At 32.2% G+C, this 18,822-nt stretch carries 19 protein-coding genes and 1 pseudogene; 7 read left to right on the forward strand and 13 right to left on the reverse strand.

Features of this window, described 5'->3' with window-relative positions; translation table 11 throughout:
* Positions 1-1,251 (forward strand): S16 family serine protease (locus AB8B65_RS12000; protein ID WP_405301270.1); only part of this gene is annotated, 1,251 nt, incomplete at its 5' end.
* A 297-nt stretch (positions 1,252-1,548) separates the two neighbouring features.
* Here AB8B65_RS12000 and AB8B65_RS12005 read toward each other — a convergent pair.
* The 3 genes from AB8B65_RS12005 to AB8B65_RS12015 all read right to left on the reverse strand — a co-directional run bounded on the left by AB8B65_RS12005 (position 1,549) and on the right by AB8B65_RS12015 (position 3,473).
* Entirely contained in the window at positions 1,549-2,805 is a 1,257-nt protein-coding gene (locus AB8B65_RS12005) for a radical SAM protein (RefSeq protein ID WP_405301271.1), read from the reverse strand.
* Between the two features lie 77 nt (positions 2,806-2,882).
* Positions 2,883-3,104, reverse strand: coding sequence for a hypothetical protein (locus tag AB8B65_RS12010; protein ID WP_405301272.1), 222 nt, complete (start codon positions 3,102-3,104; stop codon positions 2,883-2,885).
* Positions 3,105-3,209: 105 nt separating this feature from the next.
* On the reverse strand, positions 3,210-3,473 hold the full coding sequence (locus AB8B65_RS12015; RefSeq protein ID WP_405301273.1) for a hypothetical protein: 264 nt from the start codon (positions 3,471-3,473) through the stop codon (positions 3,210-3,212).
* Positions 3,474-3,784: 311 nt separating this feature from the next.
* Between AB8B65_RS12015 and porQ the strand changes: the two genes are divergently transcribed.
* The 4 genes from porQ to AB8B65_RS12035 all read left to right on the forward strand — a co-directional run bounded on the left by porQ (position 3,785) and on the right by AB8B65_RS12035 (position 7,998).
* Complete coding sequence (porQ, locus tag AB8B65_RS12020) at positions 3,785-4,804, forward strand: type IX secretion system protein PorQ (protein ID WP_405301274.1); 1,020 nt, start codon at positions 3,785-3,787, stop codon at positions 4,802-4,804.
* Positions 4,805-4,841: 37 nt separating this feature from the next.
* Positions 4,842-5,531, forward strand: a complete 690-nt coding sequence (cmk, locus tag AB8B65_RS12025; protein ID WP_405301275.1) for a (d)CMP kinase — start codon at positions 4,842-4,844, stop codon at positions 5,529-5,531.
* A gap of 111 nt (positions 5,532-5,642) precedes the next feature.
* Positions 5,643-6,854 carry a BACON domain-containing protein gene (locus AB8B65_RS12030; RefSeq protein WP_405301276.1) on the forward strand — a complete coding sequence of 404 codons (1,212 nt, stop codon included), beginning with the start codon at positions 5,643-5,645 and terminating at the stop codon, positions 6,852-6,854.
* A 181-nt stretch (positions 6,855-7,035) separates the two neighbouring features.
* Positions 7,036-7,998, forward strand: coding sequence for a hypothetical protein (locus AB8B65_RS12035; RefSeq protein WP_405301277.1), 963 nt, complete (start codon positions 7,036-7,038; stop codon positions 7,996-7,998).
* A gap of 54 nt (positions 7,999-8,052) precedes the next feature.
* On the opposite strand, the gene AB8B65_RS12040 is transcribed toward AB8B65_RS12035, so the two are convergent.
* Positions 8,053-8,436: a LysM peptidoglycan-binding domain-containing protein gene (locus tag AB8B65_RS12040; protein WP_405301279.1), complete on the reverse strand. Its 384-nt coding sequence runs from the start codon at positions 8,434-8,436 to the stop codon at positions 8,053-8,055.
* Between the two features lie 304 nt (positions 8,437-8,740).
* Here AB8B65_RS12040 and rpsA point away from each other — a divergent pair, with 304 nt between their 5' ends.
* Positions 8,741-10,516: a 30S ribosomal protein S1 gene (rpsA, locus tag AB8B65_RS12045; protein ID WP_405301281.1), complete on the forward strand. Its 1,776-nt coding sequence runs from the start codon at positions 8,741-8,743 to the stop codon at positions 10,514-10,516.
* A gap of 74 nt (positions 10,517-10,590) precedes the next feature.
* Here the strand turns inward: rpsA and AB8B65_RS12050 are convergent, their stop codons facing one another.
* Both AB8B65_RS12050 and AB8B65_RS12055 read right to left on the reverse strand, forming a co-directional pair.
* Complete coding sequence (locus tag AB8B65_RS12050) at positions 10,591-13,332, reverse strand: hypothetical protein (RefSeq protein ID WP_405301282.1); 2,742 nt, start codon at positions 13,330-13,332, stop codon at positions 10,591-10,593.
* Entirely contained in the window at positions 13,329-13,877 is a 549-nt protein-coding gene (locus tag AB8B65_RS12055) for an RNA polymerase sigma factor (RefSeq protein ID WP_405301284.1), read from the reverse strand. The genes AB8B65_RS12050 and AB8B65_RS12055 overlap by 4 nt, the downstream gene beginning before the upstream one ends.
* A gap of 254 nt (positions 13,878-14,131) precedes the next feature.
* Here AB8B65_RS12055 and AB8B65_RS12060 point away from each other — a divergent pair, with 254 nt between their 5' ends.
* Positions 14,132-14,665 (forward strand): hypothetical protein, encoded by a 534-nt coding sequence (locus AB8B65_RS12060; RefSeq protein WP_405301285.1) that lies wholly within the window; start codon positions 14,132-14,134, stop codon positions 14,663-14,665.
* Positions 14,666-14,716: 51 nt separating this feature from the next.
* On the opposite strand, the gene AB8B65_RS12065 is transcribed toward AB8B65_RS12060, so the two are convergent.
* The 7 genes and pseudogenes from AB8B65_RS12065 to AB8B65_RS12095 all read right to left on the reverse strand — a co-directional run.
* A complete protein-coding gene (locus tag AB8B65_RS12065) occupies positions 14,717-15,319 on the reverse strand; it encodes a hypothetical protein (RefSeq protein WP_405301286.1) in 603 nt (200 codons plus the stop codon).
* Positions 15,320-15,329: 10 nt separating this feature from the next.
* Positions 15,330-15,761, reverse strand: coding sequence for a hypothetical protein (locus tag AB8B65_RS12070; protein WP_405301287.1), 432 nt, complete (start codon positions 15,759-15,761; stop codon positions 15,330-15,332).
* Positions 15,743-16,117, reverse strand: a complete 375-nt coding sequence (locus tag AB8B65_RS12075) for a hypothetical protein (protein WP_405301289.1) — start codon at positions 16,115-16,117, stop codon at positions 15,743-15,745. The genes AB8B65_RS12070 and AB8B65_RS12075 overlap by 19 nt, the downstream gene beginning before the upstream one ends.
* An 11-nt stretch (positions 16,118-16,128) precedes the next feature.
* Entirely contained in the window at positions 16,129-16,461 is a 333-nt protein-coding gene (locus tag AB8B65_RS12080; RefSeq protein ID WP_405301290.1) for a hypothetical protein, read from the reverse strand.
* A gap of 155 nt (positions 16,462-16,616) precedes the next feature.
* Entirely contained in the window at positions 16,617-17,219 is a 603-nt protein-coding gene (locus AB8B65_RS12085) for a hypothetical protein (RefSeq protein ID WP_405301291.1), read from the reverse strand.
* 20 nt (positions 17,220-17,239) lie between these two features.
* Positions 17,240-17,674, reverse strand: a complete 435-nt coding sequence (locus AB8B65_RS12090; protein ID WP_405301293.1) for a hypothetical protein — start codon at positions 17,672-17,674, stop codon at positions 17,240-17,242.
* A 13-nt stretch (positions 17,675-17,687) separates the two neighbouring features.
* Positions 17,688-18,822 (reverse strand): annotated as a pseudogene (locus AB8B65_RS12095) (hypothetical protein); the annotation flags it as partial.

Here is an 18,822-nt window from a genome sequence, read left to right on the forward strand (position 1 = left end):
GCAGAAGCTTTAGGAAGAGAATATGTGCGTATTTCACTTGGTGGATTGCGTGATGAAGCAGAAATTCGAGGACATCGTAAAACCTATATTGGTGCAATGCCAGGACGAATTATTCAAAGCTTGAAAAAAGCGGGAACGTCAAATCCTGTATTTGTATTGGATGAAATTGATAAACTATCAAGCAGTCACAATGGCGATCCGTCATCGGCAATGTTAGAAGTATTAGATCCTGAACAAAACACGGAGTTTTATGACAATTTCCTAGAAATGGGATACGACTTGTCTAAAGTAATGTTTATTGCAACGGCAAATAATTTAGGAAGCATTCAGCCAGCATTGCGCGATCGTATGGAAATTATCAACGTAACTGGTTATACAACCGAAGAAAAAGTTGAAATTGGAAGCAAGCATTTATTAGACAAACAACTAAAAGAGCACGGACTTACCGATAAAGATTTAAAAATAGGGAAGAAGCAACTTGAAAAAATTGTAGAAGGCTACACGCGTGAAAGTGGTGTGCGTGGATTGGAAAAACAAATTGCCAAAATGGTACGTTATGCAGCCAAATCCATTGCAATGGAAGACAAATATGAGAAAAAAGTAACCAATGCAATTATTGAAGAAGTATTAGGGCCAGCACGCATGGAACGCAACAAGTATGAAAATAACGATGTTGCAGGTGTTGTAACTGGATTGGCTTGGACAAGTGTTGGTGGCGATATTTTATTTATTGAATCAACCTTATCTAAAGGAAAAGGAAATCTTTCGATCACAGGAAACTTAGGAAAAGTGATGAAAGAATCGGCTACAATTGCCATGGAATATATGAAGTCGAATGCAGACTTTTTAGGCGTGAAACCTGAAATATTCTCAAAGTATAATGTACACATTCACGTACCAGAAGGAGCTACTCCAAAAGATGGCCCAAGTGCTGGAATTACGATGTTGACTTCGTTAGTTTCTTTATTCACTCAGAAAAAAGTGAAAAAGGATATTGCCATGACTGGAGAAATTACCTTGCGAGGGAAAGTGTTGCCAGTTGGCGGAATTAAAGAAAAAATATTGGCTGCAAAACGCGCAGGAATCAAAGAAATTATTTTGTGTGCGCAAAACAAACGCGATATTTTAGAAATTAAAGAATCGTATTTAAAAGGATTAACATTCCATTACGTAACTGAAATGAGCGAAGTTGTAAAGCACGCCATTACGGATGAAGCTGTAAAAAATGCAAAAACATTATCAGTAGATTAAGAATATGAAATTGAAATTGAAAAATGAACTTGAATTGTATTTGAGTTCATTTTTTTATTTTAGTTCATGCTGAAATCTTTATAGGATTTTAACTTTCAATTTCAATTTATATCACGTCACTTCGAGTGGTTTTTCGGAATGAAATGTAGAAAAATTGTATTTCGACTACGCTCAATAGAACTACCGAGAAGTATCTGAAAACTAATAGCTGTTCTCGATACATTTTTATGTTCACTTCGCTACATAAAAACACTCGAACTGCTGGTTAGCGTTTCAACTTCAGTTTCAGTTTCAACTTTACGCCATACTAAAAAACTCTAGGTCTTTTTTGTATATATTTTTTGTGCTCGACATATCTAATGTGTTTAAATAGTCAATAATTTCGAGTGCGTCCATTTTAGAAATACTGTCGTCGTACATGCTCGGAATCATATCCATCATGGTATTTTGTACGTGCGAAATAATTAGAATCATATCTTCACAATACACTGAAGGATTATTGAAACCATTCTCTTTTTTATGACGATGTACCAAACGTCCGCCTTTGCAAATTGAAGCTACAGGACATTCCAAACACTTTGTGCAAAGTTTTTCTGTGCTGTCTTCAAAGTATAATTTCCCTAAAGGTAGTTGTGTAATATCTTTAAAATCATTCGTAACAATATTCATGTTGGTTTTGGTAAAACTTTCACCACAACCTTTCAACGAATCAATTGCTTCAATGTCGCCATTTGTTTCTATAACAAGGGCATGCGCTTCTTGTCGTGCAATTTTCTGTGAGCCTAAAATTGCATTAGTCAAACCATTAAAAAACGGTATAATAGGACGATCTGCGTCAGCAATCCATAAATTATACAATTCAATCAACCATTTCCCCATGGCTTTTGGTTGGTATGGAAAACTATCATGCGTATAATCTGGCAACAGGAAATTTACATAATCGGAAGAAATATCAGTTAAATGTTTATACGTAGTTTTTGCTGATTCGTCAATATTCATCACACTAATTACCGAAACAAAGCCTAGTTGTTTTTTAAGCAATCTCAATCCTTTAATCACATCATCATAACTTCCATTTTCCTTATGATCTTTCCGATACATATCGTGTGCTTTTTTGGTTCCATCCAAACTGACACCTGGAAATATTTTGTGTTCTCTCAACACTTCTGCCCAAGCTTCATCAATTAAAACGCCGTTGGTTTGTACATTATATTCAAACGTAATATCGGGAAACTGTTCTTTTAAAATTGCGGCTTGCGTAATAAATTTTCCGAAAAAAGTTTTATCGATCAACAAAGGTTCGCCACCGTGAAAAGTAAACGTGAATACTTCCTGTGGATATTCGGTTAGATAGTTTGCAACACGTTTTATAATTTGCGGAATCATACTTTCTTTCATAAACTTTGGTTGATTTCTAAAAGAGGAATCGCCTAAATTATACATAAAACAGTAAGAGCAATTCAAATTACATCTACTGGCAACTTTTAAAACTAATCGATTGAAATGCATATAAAACTTTTTGAGGTGAATATTAAAATAACAGTTGCTCAACATGTTAAACTAAACAATGTTTTCCGTATTGTTGGTTGTTGAGCAACTGTATAAGTGTTATTTATAGTATAAAAACGAGCTTATCTTACAGGTTTGTGATCTACTGGTTCGTACGCTCTAAGGCAACGACCTAAATTTACATTCCAGTAATACCCATCAGGACATCTTGGTCCACCGCCACCAGTTGGAATGTGATCATCAACAGGTATATCTTCTGCACCTCCGAAAATAGCGTTTAAATCTTCAATTTGCTTTTCAGATAAAGCGTCTACTGTTTTGTTTAAGAAAAACTTTTTTTTCATAATAGTTTGATTGTTGTGGTCTCTACTCTAATATTTAAAATGGCTTTTTGAGTTCCTCCATTTATGATAGCATCTTGAAATTAACTGTAGTTTGATATCATTGTACTAAGCTTTTGGCGCATGGTCTGCAGGCTCGTAAGGATAATCACCTTCTCTTAAGCAACGTCCTAAATTTACATTCCAGTAATATCCATCTGGACATCTTGGACCTCCGCCACCTGTTGGATAGTGAATAATATCATCATCCCAAGGAACACCAGCTGCTTCTTCACCTCTAGTGGCTAAACCTCCAAAAACTGTGTTCAAATCTTTTAGTTGCTTTTCAGATAAAGCATCTACCGTTTTGTTTAAAAAAAACTTTTTTTTCATAATAGTTTGATTGTTGTGGTCTCTACTCTAATGTTTAAAATGGCTTTTTGAGTTCCTCCATTACTGAATTAATTCTTTATTAATATACGCTGGTTTTACACTGAAAAACAAGGAAACTATGTGCGGTTTTATAAAACATCATGTAAAATAAAATGCTTTAAAAGCCATATTTGTAAAGGATTGCCAATAAAAAGTGTAGTTTTGTCGCTGAAAAAATTCAATTGAAAGAAAATCTTGTATTTTTTAAAAAAGGCGTAAAATATTTACGATATCTAAACGTTTTAAATAAAGATTTTAGTTACTTTGTACACATGCAGAAAAAGATCCTCTTTTCCTTTTTTTTGTTTATAACGACACTTACCACCGCGCAAATCGGAGGTAGATACACGTATCAGTTTTTAAACCTAATTTCTTCACCAAGACAAGCAGCTCTTGGAGGAAAAGTCATTACAAATTATGATAAAGATGTAAATCAGGCATTATTTAATCCCGCAACTATTAATTATACGATGGATAATCAGTTGTCTGTAAACTATGTAAATTACTTAGGAGATGTAAATTACGGTTCTGCTGCGTATGCGTATACTTGGGACAGAAGAGTGCAAACATTACATGCAGGAGTTACGTATGTGTCGTACGGCCAGTTTGATGGTTATGACGAACAAGGAAACTCAACAGGAAGTTTTACAGGAAATGAAGTTGCCTTATCAGTAGGATATGCGTACAATATTCCTTGGACAGATATTCATGTTGGAGTCAATACAAAATTTATAAATTCCAAACTAGAGCAATACAATTCTTTTGGTGGCGCTGTAGATTTAGGAATTATGTATGTTAATGAAGAACTAGAATTTAACGTTGCTTTGGTAGCGAGAAACTTAGGGTTTCAGTTTACAACTTATGCAGGTGTGCAAGAACAATTGCCTTTTGAATTGATTTTAGGATTGTCACAAAAACTAGAACACGTTCCTATTCGTTGGCACGTAACTTTTGAAAATTTGCAAGAATGGAATATTGCATTTGCCAATCCGAATAGAGCAGAACAATCTATTGAAGGTGGCGTGACCGAAGAAAAAGTGACGTTCGCTAAAAACTTAATTCGTCGTACGATTGTGGGAATGGAATTGTTTCCAGACAGAGGATTTAATATTCGACTTGGATATAACTTCCGTAGAGGAGAAGAACTAAAAATAGTAGATCAACGTAATTTTTCGGGAATTACCGCAGGATTTGGACTTCGAATCAATAAATTAAAATTCGATTATACCTACGCACGCTATGCTATTGCAGCCAATACAAGTATGTTTGGTGTAACGATCAATTTGCAATAAGACACAACGCTTTTTATACAGCGAAAAAGACGCGATCATGAAAAAAATTACCATTGCCATTGATGGCTTTTCATCTACAGGAAAAAGTACGATTGCCAAACAATTAGCCAAAACATTAGAGTATATTTATGTAGATACAGGCGCTATGTATCGTGCAGTAACTTTATATGCACTTCGAAAAAAGTATATTGATGCAACCGATTTTTCTATAAATGCTTTGGTAGAAGATTTGGACAACATTCACTTAAACTTTATGTATAATGAGTCTTTGGGCTTCGCCGAAATGTACTTAAATGGGGAAAATGTAGAAAGCGAAATTAGAACCTTGCGAGTTTCTGATTATGTGAGTAAAGTGGCTGCAGTTCCTGAAGTTCGGTATCAGTTGGTAAAGCAACAACAAAAAATGGGCGAAGACAAAGGAATTGTAATGGATGGAAGAGATATTGGAACTGTTGTGTTTCCAGATGCAGAATTGAAACTATTTATGACGGCTTCTCCAGAAAAGAGAGCCATGCGTCGTTATAAAGAACTCATCGATAAAGGTGATGCCGTAAAATACGAAGACGTTCTACGAAATGTTCAAAACAGAGATTATATAGATTCGCACCGAGAAGATTCACCTTTACGACAAGCAGAAGGTGCCGTTGCTATTGATAATAGTGATATGGGATTGAAAGAACAGTTTGAACGAATTTTGAATCTTGTCAATCGTACTATAAACATATAAAAACGGTATAGATCTAAAAAAATGCTCCTCATACAGGTTATTTTAGGACAATAAAAATTAATATCCTATCTTCAAAATCGAAAAAGAAATCGATTAACTTTACCAAACTGTATGAAAATTGCTAAACATATATTTTTAATATCCATCAATGTCTTTATGCTATTGCTCATATCTTCATGTTCAGAAGAAGACACCGAAATTGAGTCATATTTTGAAATTACTGAAACTCAATTATACGCTCCACCAGAAGAAACGGAATTCAATATTGATATTTCTACGAATGTTAATTGGAAAATAGTATCGACTCCAGACTGGATACAAGTGATGCCTGAAGTTGATTACAATATTAATAAACTGCAAATTACTGTTTTTGAAAATGAAGGGTATTCTTCAAGAGAAGGAAAAATCAAAATAAAGACGACTGGTACTGTTTTTGAAATTGAAATTCGCCAAGGAACTTTTTATGAAGATTTCCGTAAATGTTATGTGACTTTTGAGGCTTCTGGTTATCAAGGTAATTCTGTTTTTACAGTGTACACGCAGAGTGATGCGAAACCCGATTATTATTGGGGATTCACAATTCGCCATGAACAAAATTTATCTGATGAAGTATATTCTGATCAATACCGAATTTCATCTTGTGAAGAATTCATGTATAATGGATATGAAATGATACCAACAGAAACTACAATATTGCATATTGGTGAGTCAGAGTTTGCATACAAAAAAGATGATGCTTCATATTTTACAGGCGGTTTTCATGGAAATGAAACATTAGAAGAGATAAACTTCTTTATTGACAATGATTTAATCACGAATCTTAGTTCTGAATTTACAATGAGACCTTGTGAAGAGTTTTCATATTTGCAAAAAAGTATAATGCATAAAAATGATATATCTCACACAGAAGAAGCCACGCATATAAAACGAACTACAATTAAAGATGGTGGTTATAATACAAAAAACACCTTAATAGGAATAGAAACTGTTTCTATGAACATTTGTTATGGATCTATAGTGTCAGTAAGCATAGATGTTGGCGAAAAAGGATATACAGATAACTTTAACGAATCTATCACGTTTAATCAAAATGGAAATAGAAAGATGGAAGAAGTTAATGATATCATGTTTTTGTGGAGTAATGATAGCCAACTTTCTACAAAAATAAAAAGTGTATTTAGTATTCACAACAATTCTTCAAAGCAATATATATGGGACACTCAATATTATAGTAAGTATTACAGGTATATTCAAAATGTTGACCTTGGTATTGGGGAAGTATGGAATTTTGAGACAAAGGTAATTTTTAATAAAATGAGATAAATAAAAAACCACCTCATTAAATAAACGCTTAAAAGCTAATAAGTTTCAATGAAAATACAGTTCAAATAGTACTTTTTGAAATGCCTTTTTAATCTTAACTTGAGAAAATAAATCATGCTACTCCTTTTGTAATATGAAAACTTCCAAACAGTTATTTTTGATATCGATCAATATTTTTATTGTGTTTCTCATATCTTCATGTGCAAAAAATAAAAATCATGAAACTCAATTAGATACTTCACAAGAAGAAACTGACGTAGATATTAATACTAACCAAGAAAGTTTTACTGAAGAATTTAAAAAATGTTATGTGACTTTTGATCCTGAAGGTCACAAAGGTAATCATCTGTTTAAAGTATATGCACAAAGTACTACAAAACCCAACTATTACTGGGGTTTTACCATTGCTCGTGAGCAGGATTTATCAGATGATATATATTCAGATCAATACAGAATACTATACTGTAAAGAATTTGTATATAAAGGAAAAGAAATGTTTCCAACAGGATATACACTGCTACATCATGGAGAATCTGAATTTACATACAAAAGATTAGGAGCTTCGGAACCTACAGGTGGATTTCATGGGAGAGAAAAATTTACAGAAATAAGCTTTCTTATAGATGGTAATTTAATAAATGATAGTACTACTGAATTTAAAATGAGAGGATGCAAAAGTTTTACATACATACAAAAAAGTATTATGTATAGAGAAGACAACGCACACACGGAAGATGCTACGCATTTAAAAACAACAAAAATTTCAGATGGTGGATACTTTACAAAAAATACAATTACAGCTAAAGATATGATCCCAATGAATACTTGTTTTGGATCTGTAGTATCCGTTAGTGTTGATGTAGTAGAAAAAGGATCTGCCGCTAATCATGAAAATGTTGTTAGTTTTAATCAAGATGGAAAACGAAAACTAGAAGGATATAGTGATGAGTTATTTGTGTGGAACGATACAAAAAAGTTATCTGCAAATATAGAAAGCAAGTTTAGTATCTATAATGTATATGCTACCCAATATATATGGGATACTCAGCATTATGGTAAGTATTACAGATACTTTCAAAATATTAATCTAAATGCAGGAGAATCTTGGTTTTTTGAAACAAAAGTTACTTTTGATAAACTATAACGCATAAAAAAAGCTTCCAATTTGGAAGCTTTTTGTCTTTTATACATTACCTAATTACGATAAATGTGGAATTGTCAACTCTTGTCCTGGATGAATTACATCTGGATTGTCAAGAACATTACCATTAGCTTTGAAAATAGCGTGATACTCACCAGCTTTTCCATAATACTGCTTTGCAATTTTACCTAACGTATCTCCGCTTACTACTGTATGACGGTGAAAAACAGACTCGTCAGCTACTTCAATGTGCGCGTCAATGTCTTGTGCCATTTCTCCGCCAAGTTCTTTAATTTTATCCCACATCAAGTTTTTCTCATATTGCGTACCTGCTATACCACTTATTTTTAGTATACCATCAGCTTCTTCTACATTTCCATTTTGAATATTTAACTCTTGTCCAAGATCTAAAACTCCTTGATATTTCGCTTTTACACTCATTGTTTTTTGTTATTTTAATTATTAATATCATAAATATAAAGCAAAAAAATAGATTTTATGTTATGACAGTGTTACAATATTTTTTTTCGATGAAAATCATGTTTCTTAGTTAAATTGAATAAAAGCACTTGTTTTGAAAGACTATTAGTTTGTAAATCAAAATAATAATCATACTTTTGCACTCCTTTTTGGCATGATAGAGAATCGGAAAAGGGACAACATATTTTTTATAAAACATAACAATCTACTGCTTTTACATGCAAAGATTCTCTAACTGAGCGGTATACAAATTTTACATCAGCAAATGGCTGAAGAAAGCACAAACACAGACGTTCAGGACGTTAAAAACCCTGAAGAATTTCTAGCAAATTTTAACTGGCACAATTACGAAGAAGGAATTGACCAAGTAGAAGACGAAAAGTTAGAAGAATTCGAAAAATTAGTAGCGGCAAATTTCGTAGACACAGATGATGATGCTGTCGTAGATGGAACTGTAGTAAGAATGACTGACAGAGAAGCGATCATTGATATCAATGCAAAATCTGAAGGTGTAATTTCTTTAAACGAATTTCGTTACAATCCAGACTTAAAAGTAGGAGACAAAGTAGAAGTATTAATTGACGTTCGTGAAGACAGAACAGGACAATTAGTATTATCTCACAGAAAAGCGAGAACTATCAAAGCTTGGGACAGAGTAAATGCTGCTCATGACAATGGTGAAATCGTGAATGGTTTTGTAAAATGCAGAACTAAAGGTGGTATGATTGTAGACGTATTCGGAATTGAAGCGTTCTTACCAGGATCTCAAATTGACGTGAAGCCAATTAGAGATTACGATCAGTATGTTAATAAAACAATGGAATTCAAAGTGGTTAAAATTAACCATGAATTCAAAAACGTTGTTGTATCTCACAAAGCGCTTATTGAAGCTGATATTGAGTTACAGAAGAAAGAAATTATCAGTCAATTAGAAAAAGGTCAAGTACTAGAAGGAATTGTGAAAAACATTACTTCTTATGGTGTATTTATTGATCTTGGTGGCGTTGATGGATTAATTCACATTACAGATCTTTCTTGGTCTCGTATCAACCATCCAAATGAGGTTGTTGAATTAGATCAGAAATTAAATGTTGTAATCCTTGATTTTGATGATAACAAATCAAGAATCCAATTAGGATTAAAGCAATTAAGCGCGCATCCTTGGGAAGCTTTAGATTCGGAATTAAAAATCGGAGATCAAGTAAAAGGAAAAGTGGTTGTTATTGCTGATTACGGTGCATTTATCGAAGTTGCAGAAGGTGTTGAAGGATTAATTCACGTTTCTGAAATGTCTTGGTCTACTCACTTACGTTCGGCGCAAGATTTCGTAAAAGTTGGAGATGAAGTAGAAGCTAAAATCTTAACTTTAGATAGAGAAGATCGTAAAATGTCTCTTGGTATCAAGCAAATGACGCCAGATCCTTGGACTGATATTACAACTAAATACCCTGTAGGTTCTAAACACACAGGAACTGTACGTAACTTCACTAACTTTGGTGTATTCGTAGAATTAGAAGAAGGAATTGACGGATTAATTTATATCTCTGATTTATCTTGGACTAAGAAAGTGAAGCATCCATCTGAGTTTGTTACTGTTGGTGACAAATTGGAAGTACTTGTATTAGAATTAGATGTAGATGGACGTAAATTAAGTTTAGGTCACAAACAAACTACTGAAAATCCTTGGGATAAGTATGAAGGAGAATTTGGTGTAGGTACAATGCATACAGCAGAAATTACAGATACGAATGATAAAGGTGCAACAGTAGCTTTAAACGAAGATGTAGTAGCTTTTATTCCTTCTCGTCACTTAGAAAAAGAAGACGGAAAGAAATTGAAGAAAGGTGAAACAGCTGAGTTCAAAGTAATTGAATTCAATAAAGAATTCAAAAGAGTTGTAGCTTCTCATACAGCTATCTTTAGAGAAGAAGAGCAACGTAATGTGCAAGCAGCAGCTAAGAAATCAGCAAATGCTGACAAAACTACGCTTGGAGATTTAAATGCATTAAAAGCATTAAAAGAAAAAATGGAAGGAAAATAATTTCGAACATTTTATCATATATAAGAAAGCCGTTTCAATTTGAAACGGCTTTTTTTGTATTAGTGTGAAATTTTCTAATCAACTTTCCAAAATATTGGCAACACATATTTCACACTTACTGTTCTTCCTTTTTGCTTAGCAGGCGTCATTTTGGGTAATGATTGTATGACGCGTTTTACTTCTGTCTCCATATCAGGGAAATTTGTGCGAACTTGTATGTTTTGAATTAAACCCGAAGTATTTATCTCAAACATAGTTTGAATCTTACGCGTCGTGTTGGCTTGTTGATTTTTAGTCATAATTTCCATATCAAGATTCCTTTGGATAAACTTCTCAATCTTTTCACTCATACATTTTTTACGTTCCATTGTTGATTCAAAAGTTTCACAGCCAGGAAAAATAGGTACCGTTTCAACAAGCTCAAAAGAAAGTATTGGATCAGGTTCTTCAACAAGCATAACTTCAACAGGTTCTGCTTCAAACACATCATTGACAAGTGTTTTAAGTGTTTCAGTTCGTTGACACGGAAACACTACCGATTCAATAGCTCTTTTTAACTTTATAAGTTCACGATGTTTTTTCAATTTTATCTGATTCGTTTTTCTTGAAGCCTGATACAAAACTTCAGTTTCCAATGAACTATTTTGATTGTTCAAATTAGATAATCGTTTGCGTAAAGTTTCAACAGTGATTTTGCGAAGTTTTAACTTATCAGAAGCATTTCTAATGGTTTTATCAATATAAAAAGGAATAGCATTCAAATACCCAATACAATGCACACGATACTTTAGTAAATCATTTAGCTTATACGTAAAACGACCATTCTCAGCGTTAAGCCTTACAAAACTGTTGAATTTTGTCGGAACCAAATACACAAACAACTTATCAAAACGTTCTGTATTTTCAATCAAAACTTCATACTCAGAATAGCTAATGGTAACACTCTTTTCTTTGGTCTTCACAGTTGTTGTTGTTCTACTTTTAACACTAGAAACGACATCTTCATTGAGAATTCGATCAATATTCTTCCAACCTGTTGTTCTAATTGGCGCTCTATAAATACGTTTTCTTTTTTCTTTTTGAATCGTACGTGCTACAGAAGTAACTTTGGTTGAAACCTCATTTGAAACTGTGTTTGTTCGACTAATTTGTGTTCGATTACTTCTGGTTTGATTAAAACGACGCGGCAATCTCGCTCCTAAATCTTTTGCAACCTTAGCTGTAGTAATTGCCAATTCATTTTGGTAATAGTTTTGCAATTGCTGTTTTGAAAACGCTTGATACTTTTTGTCAATACTTAGTAACGAATCCATTTTTCTTTGCGATTTCTCCAAAGCCAAGCGATACACTTTTTGTTGTTGTATATAATAAGCATTTAGTTTAGAAACTTCTGAACTAACATTAGGAACATTTGTCAACTTTTGCGCAGCAAAAAACTCAAACTGTTCGCGAAGTGAAGTATACTTATATCTAGTAACAATCATTTCATCAACTTCATATAAATTGCGATCAAGATTTTGAACATACACATCAAAAATACTATTTGCTGATTCACAATTCTGATGAATCACGCGCAAACGTTCTTCAAAGGCTTTCGTAGCTATAAATGTATTTTGATAGCGTTCATTCCAAATTGTTTTTACTTTTAATGGATCTAAGCCTAAAACAACCTCTTCAACTGGAGTAAGTAAATCATCAACCTTCACAGTATCTTTTTGAGTAATAATGACATCTCTAATTATAGTATCTCTGGGGATTATATCACCTAATATTTTATTGGAAAAATTAATCTTATCAGATGATAATGCATTACTGGTAGTTTTAGCAAAACTATAATACAAACTATCAGTAAACTTTTTATCGGTACGATCATATCCTTTTTTGGAAAGTGTTTCCAAATACGCTGGCGGATAAAAATTTAGACTATAAATGTCTTCCGGAATCAACGCTGTGTTTAGTGGTTTCGGATTTGTCCAATTGATTGTTCCGTCTTCAGCTTTTTCTCCGTCAAACAATTGCATGCCTTCTTTATAGTTTTGTGTTGGAATATCTGCTGTAATTTCTTTTTCAGGATTGATGTGTAGTTTTTCACCATTACTAGTAGCTTCAATAAAAAACATACCGCCAGTTTCCAATGGTTTATCATTAAAAAGCGTAGACAAGCCAGCAGTCATAATTGTATGCGAATCGACAGCTTCTTTTACTTCAAGTTGAATATTTCCATTCACTACATTTTGATTGGCATCTACAAATGCGTTTTCAGGAATTAAAAACACGATTCCGCTTTGAGTTTCTACAATCGTATCTTTTTCAGTCAAAATGCTAAAAACCTCTGATTGTATTTCTTCCAAAGGATCTACAACAGTATTTTCTGCAAAAACGGTTGTTCCTGATTGTGTTTTTATAGAAGTTTTCTTTTTTGGAATTGTATCAGGAACGGAGACGACTTTCTTTTGCGTTATTTGTTTTTCCTGTACATGTTGTTCAACTTTCGTTGGAATCGACTCTGCTTCAATTGAACTTTCTGCGGAAGCGTTTATAAAATACCAAGCCGAAAGTGCGATTACGAGCGTGATAACAAACATTCCGATGATTTTTAAAAGTTTCCAGAATTTATATGTTTTTGCAGCATCTTGAATGTTGTTTTGCAAGGAAATACGCTCCAAACTTTGCATCAACTGTTCTTGTAACTCAACATCATTTTTAAAAATAGGATCGGTTGCCATGCGCGTTTCAAATTGGTTGGTTTCTGCGTCGGTAAGTACATTTAGTAAGTACTTTTCTATATATGCAATTGTTTCTAATTCAGTTCTCATCGCTTCGCTTTTAAAGTTCGTAATTCGTTCTTAGCGCGTTCCAAACACTTATATTTTTGTGTTTTGGCAGATGATTCTGAAGTAAAATCCAACAACTTGGCAATTTCACGCATCTTCTTCTTATCAATATAAAATAGCGATAGTAGTTTTAGACATTTATCTCCAATAGATCGCAAGGCTTTTTCAGCCAATCGATACTTTTCTTCTTCTTGCAAATGAAAATCTACAGAAATGGTTTCGTCTTTTAAAAAGGCTTGATCAAAAGCGTCGGTTTGTTTATTTTTCTGTTTTAATTGATCTTTCCATAAATACTTACAAATACTGAAAACATAGGTTTCAATACGTGCAGTCAGTTTAAAATCGGGCGTTTTAGCTTTTCTGTAAAAAATTAATAATGCTTCCTGAAACACATCTTGTGCTTCTTCTTTGGTGCCACCGTGTTTGCATATAAAGCGTGATACCTTCGGAAAGTATCTGTAAATCTTTACAAAAGCTTTCTCCTTCTTCTCGGAAGTCAGCAGTTGTAACAGTGATTGATCGTTCATAATAATACGTTTATATACTTAATGGTAAAACAGCAAAAAGGTAACCATTCTTTTTTGAAAATTATTTTTTAAAGTCATACAATATTAATTTGAATTTGAATGGAATTATAGATTAAAATCCATTACATTCACTAACTATAAATGCAAAAAAAATAGAACGATTCTTCAGATTTAATTTCTAATTTACCAAGACTATGAAAAAACTAATTGTAATAATAGCCTTATTGAGTATTTTTTCTTGTTCTAATCATTCTATGAAAAATGTATCAGAAAGCATACCAAAAAACAAAGATTCTTTAAAAACAACTTGGATTAAAGTCGCTGATACACTGTCAAACTTTGAAGCCTTAGTAGCTTCTGGGCATTTGTACTACATTGAACACATGTCGGTTGACTATGATAATTTTGGTAAAGACTTTTGGAAATCTATTGATACAACAATTAATAATGATCGCATATTTATCAAGACAAGAGTTGGAGCATGTCAAAAAGTAGGAGATACTTTATTTACGGAACTTTGTATTGAGCGCCAACAACATACAGTAAATAAACGTATTGGAAAAGTCATTAAATTTGTTGGTAATGGATCTGGATATGCTGCCAACATAGAATATTTGTATGATGCATCGGGGAAATTACGTCAATATAAAAATTCAAATACTGTATTTTATTTAAAATATGATGCGGCAAATCAATTGGAAGAAGTTTTAAAAACTAATATCATAAATGGAATACAAATAGAAATTGAACGGATTCAATTTAGAAAAATCTCATTAAATAAAAAATAGACAGCATTTTGATTAAAATGCTGTCTATTGTAAGTTTTTGTTTCGTTAGTGTTATTCTCTCTTATAGAATTGTAATTGTTCACAATCCATACATAAATTATCATCTAAGGTTACTATCTTAGGGAATGTGGCATCACTCAGACTTATTTTGAAGTTTTTCATTATAATTTTCCCATCTATAAATTTATTAGAGGAGTTTTTAAATTTGAGTTTTTCAGCCTTTACCAACATTTTGTTTTTATACATAAAAGAGCTGTCTTTTTGAATTTTAATTTCCGTGACTTTTGCTTCTTTTTCGTTGTGATTGGGTTTTAATACATATACTCCAGCAAAATCTTCTACTATTTTATTTTTGTGCGCATTTGTATTAATAGTATGTATTCGATCCCAAATATATAAATCAACTAATTTATCTTTTCCAATCAGTTTTTTATAGTCTTGAATTAGCGTTGTGTCAATGCTGGAATTTTGTTCTTTACTGAGAATAGTATGAAATTTATATACAGGCGAACTCTCAAAGTCTGCATATACAGCAGAAAGACTATCTATTTTCTGCTCTAAATCTTCACATGAATGATCAACTTGTTTTTGTTGACAAGCGAAACATGCTAATAAAACAGTTAATGCGGTTATATGTTTGATGATTTTTTTCATTTTAAATATCTTATCGTTTTTTCCAATTCAACACAACACAATCATCATCTTTAATTAAATGAACTTTTAAAGCTACATGTTCTAACGGATACACAGGCTTAAAACCGTATTCTTTTTGAACATCTTTGATGTGTTTTTCAAGTACTTTTTGTTCAATTGTATATAAATCTTCTACATTGCTAAAAACGATCTTTTCTTGCGCTTGGCACTTTTTTCCTGTGTTTACAAAAACGAACGTATTTTTAAAAACAAAAGTTTCTTGAGTTGCATGTAAGTTTCTTTTAAAATTTTGATCAAACTTTAAATATACCTGCTTTTTCTTATTGTTCTTTCCATCTTTATACAGCTTAAAATAATCAGTATCATTGTTTTGTGCAAAAGCCCCAAAAGTAAACATAAGAACGATTATAAAGATATTTCTAATTACATGTAGTGTCTCCATTGATAAATATGTGTTTCCTTAAAAGGATTGTAATGTATAATATTCTTTGCCTTTTTATCTTTAATATACGTTAAGTCAACAATTTTGATTTTTTTAAAATCTTTAATCGAAAGAGTATCTCTTTGAGATTTTGTTTTATGTGTAGAAAATTGCTCATTATCAACATAATAATATACAAAGTCTCTTTCAGAAAGCTTTCTGTATTTACTTTGGATTGATGAATTTCCAGCGCCATCTTCTACACTAATTTTTTCCTTATTTGTAGTGTCAAATAATAGGTATGCGGTTTCTTTTTCTGCTTGTCCTAAACAAATGAACGAGCAGAAAAGTGTTATTAGGAAAATCAACTTTTTCATTTAATACAATTTTATTCATTAAAAACAGGTTTCATAAGCCAAAATATGTAACTTTCACTGTCTACCTTTTCAATAAAAACCATTTCATAAGGGTACTTTTTCCAAATCATCTTATTGTCTTTGCTTACATCTTGCACGGAAAAGGCATTGAGTTTATCGATATTAGACTTTTTAATTGATTTGTCGATGGAATAAAATTTATAATACTTTTTATTTGGAATTGGATTCACAATTACTATCTCATTATTCTTTTTACTAGTGTTTTGAGATTTCTCCTTAAGCCAGTCGTTTTTATGATCATAATAAGGTATTTCTAAAGTCGCTCTACCTTCCTTCTTTATCATTTTATAAAAGTTCGTATTATCTAAAATGATGTACACATTTTCATGGCTTTGACTAAGTATACTGTTTGATATAAATAGTATAATGATAAAATTTAATATTTTTAACATCGTTATATTTTTAGTTACACTCTTCTGCGCCTGACGCATTGAATGTGTTATTCTCTCTTATAAAACTGTAATTGTTCACAATCCATACATAAATTATCATCTAAGGTTACTATTTTTGGGAATGTGGCATCACTCAGACTTATTTTGAAGTTATTTATGATAATTTTTCCATCTATAAATTTATTTGAGGAGTTTTTGAATTTGAGTTTTTCAGCCTTTACCAGCAATTTATTTTTATACATAAAAGAGCTGTCTTTCTGAATTTTGATGGTCGTGACTTTTGCCTCTTTTTCATTATGATTGGGTTTCAATACATACACTCCTGCAAAATCTTCTACTATTTTATTTTTGTGAGCATTTGTATTAATAGTATGTATTCGATCCCAAATATATAAATCAACTAATTTATCTTTTCCAATCAGTTTTTTATATGCTTCAATTAAAGTTGTATCAATGCTAGTATTTTGTTCTTTACTGAGAATAGTATAAAATTTATATACAGGCGAACTCTCAAAGTCTGCATATACAGCAGAAAGACTATCTATTTTCTGCTCTAAATCTTCACATGAATGATCAACTTGCTTTTGTTGGCAAGCAAAACATGCTAATAAAACAGTTAATGCGATTAGATGTAGTATGATTTTTTTCATTTGATAGTATTTCAATAGTTTTATTCCACATAATATTTCCACTTCACTTTATATTTCAGAAGTGTTGAAGCATCAATTTTCTCAACGATATACAAGTTGGGGAATACTTTGAAAGGATACAAAGGATTTGTTTTGGCAACAGCTTCTTTTAAGTCGGTGATATCAGAAATTTTTACATCTTTCAAATAGTTTATCGATAATGTGTCAATTTTCGTATTGGAAAGAAATAGTTCTTTGCAAATATAAAACCTATATGAATACTCTTTTAAACTTGATTTCGTCTTTAGATATGTATCGCTAGTATTTGTTTTAGAATGATACCTTCCGTTATCTTTTTTCGAAACCTGACATAATTCATTACTTTCTGAATCAACGAGAAGAAAATATTCTTTTTCATTTTGTGCATTTGAAATGTAGAAAAACAAAATAAATGCGATGAGGATGTATCGTTTCATATTTGATGTTTTATTAATTACAGTTTTCATTTTTATAAGTATTTATATATGTGGAAATAACTTGATCTACCCTGTCTTTTTCTTCTTGAGTAGTTAATTCTTCCCATTCGATAATATTACTATGATTTAAACCTTCCCAAGCTAAGTCTAGATAAAGTTGTAATGGCTGTTGATTATCAGGTACAGCAATTCCTGTATCTACTTCTTGTAGAACTCTACCTATAGTTTCTCTGTAATGAGCCGCCATCTGTTGGTGTTGAAAGCCATTTAAGCCAAAACGTGTATAATAATCTAGCATTCCAGGATAATTACTCTGTGTTAACATTTGATTTAATGTCGCAACATTAATATCACCATTATCATTAGATAACTCTAATAATTTTCTAAACATTTCTGCATGTATTACCTCATGTATTATAGTCTTTGCTATTAATAAATTTGGTCTGTAATTATAACCACTGTGAGAACTATCATTATTAAGAGTCACTGTAATTACATAATTTTCAGGTGGAGAAGTTTCTCCTCTTGTGCCATCGTCTAAATCATCAGCATTAAACTTCAAATGAGCAACGGGGAAATCTCCATCAAACTTTTTTATCGCATTTTTAAAACCATTACTCGAAGATTTCAACTTATTAAAAACACAAAGTGCCTTTCCTTCCAGTTCATTGATAATTTGATACTCATCATAAGCGTCTTCTAATTGTTCTATAATTTCCTCCTTCGACTCTTCACTACAACCAGTATCTTGAAGATAATTATTAATTTCAATCCAAGTACTCAATGTTAAACTATTTTGACCAAAAACTTCCGGGTCAATAGTCGTAGCATCTACAGTATTAAATTGTGCAACCCCGTTTATACAATCCAGAATAGATTGTTTTACATTTTCTTCTCTTGAAATTATAGAAGTCACAATGTTAGCAGGTTCATCAGTGTCATCAGTTGTATCAGCTGCATTTCCACCACCGCCATTAGTAGTATCATTAGAAGTATTAGTCGGAGGTGTATGATCATCAGTAGCATCTGATCCGCCACTTCCTCCATCGGGACAATATATTTCTATAACTGTGTACGTATTGCAAGGATCGTCATCGTTTTCATGTTCGCATGCGTTTTGTACATAACCGTTTGTGGAGTATAAATAC

Origin of the sequence: Kordia sp. (genome assembly GCF_045105435.1) — a bacterium.
In the GTDB taxonomy this organism is placed as follows: Bacteria; Bacteroidota; Bacteroidia; order Flavobacteriales; family Flavobacteriaceae; genus Kordia.

Coding starts and splice junctions, on each gene's coding strand:
- AB8B65_RS12005 (WP_405301271.1), bottom strand. CDS start 2,805: ATGTTGAGCAACTGTTATTTTAATATTCACCTCAAAAAGTTTTATATG.
- AB8B65_RS12010 (WP_405301272.1), bottom strand. CDS start 3,104: ATGAAAAAAAAGTTTTTCTTAAACAAAACAGTAGACGCTTTATCTGAA.
- AB8B65_RS12015 (WP_405301273.1), bottom strand. CDS start 3,473: ATGAAAAAAAAGTTTTTTTTAAACAAAACGGTAGATGCTTTATCTGAA.
- porQ (WP_405301274.1), top strand. CDS start 3,785: ATGCAGAAAAAGATCCTCTTTTCCTTTTTTTTGTTTATAACGACACTT.
- cmk (WP_405301275.1), top strand. CDS start 4,842: ATGAAAAAAATTACCATTGCCATTGATGGCTTTTCATCTACAGGAAAA.
- AB8B65_RS12030 (WP_405301276.1), top strand. CDS start 5,643: ATGAAAATTGCTAAACATATATTTTTAATATCCATCAATGTCTTTATG.
- AB8B65_RS12040 (WP_405301279.1), bottom strand. CDS start 8,436: ATGAGTGTAAAAGCGAAATATCAAGGAGTTTTAGATCTTGGACAAGAG.
- rpsA (WP_405301281.1), top strand. CDS start 8,741: ATGGCTGAAGAAAGCACAAACACAGACGTTCAGGACGTTAAAAACCCT.
- AB8B65_RS12050 (WP_405301282.1), bottom strand. CDS start 13,332: ATGAGAACTGAATTAGAAACAATTGCATATATAGAAAAGTACTTACTA.
- AB8B65_RS12055 (WP_405301284.1), bottom strand. CDS start 13,877: ATGAACGATCAATCACTGTTACAACTGCTGACTTCCGAGAAGAAGGAG.
- AB8B65_RS12060 (WP_405301285.1), top strand. CDS start 14,132: ATGAAAAATGTATCAGAAAGCATACCAAAAAACAAAGATTCTTTAAAA.
- AB8B65_RS12065 (WP_405301286.1), bottom strand. CDS start 15,319: ATGAAAAAAATCATCAAACATATAACCGCATTAACTGTTTTATTAGCA.
- AB8B65_RS12070 (WP_405301287.1), bottom strand. CDS start 15,761: ATGGAGACACTACATGTAATTAGAAATATCTTTATAATCGTTCTTATG.
- AB8B65_RS12075 (WP_405301289.1), bottom strand. CDS start 16,117: ATGAAAAAGTTGATTTTCCTAATAACACTTTTCTGCTCGTTCATTTGT.
- AB8B65_RS12080 (WP_405301290.1), bottom strand. CDS start 16,461: ATGATAAAGAAGGAAGGTAGAGCGACTTTAGAAATACCTTATTATGAT.
- AB8B65_RS12085 (WP_405301291.1), bottom strand. CDS start 17,219: ATGAAAAAAATCATACTACATCTAATCGCATTAACTGTTTTATTAGCA.
- AB8B65_RS12090 (WP_405301293.1), bottom strand. CDS start 17,674: ATGAAACGATACATCCTCATCGCATTTATTTTGTTTTTCTACATTTCA.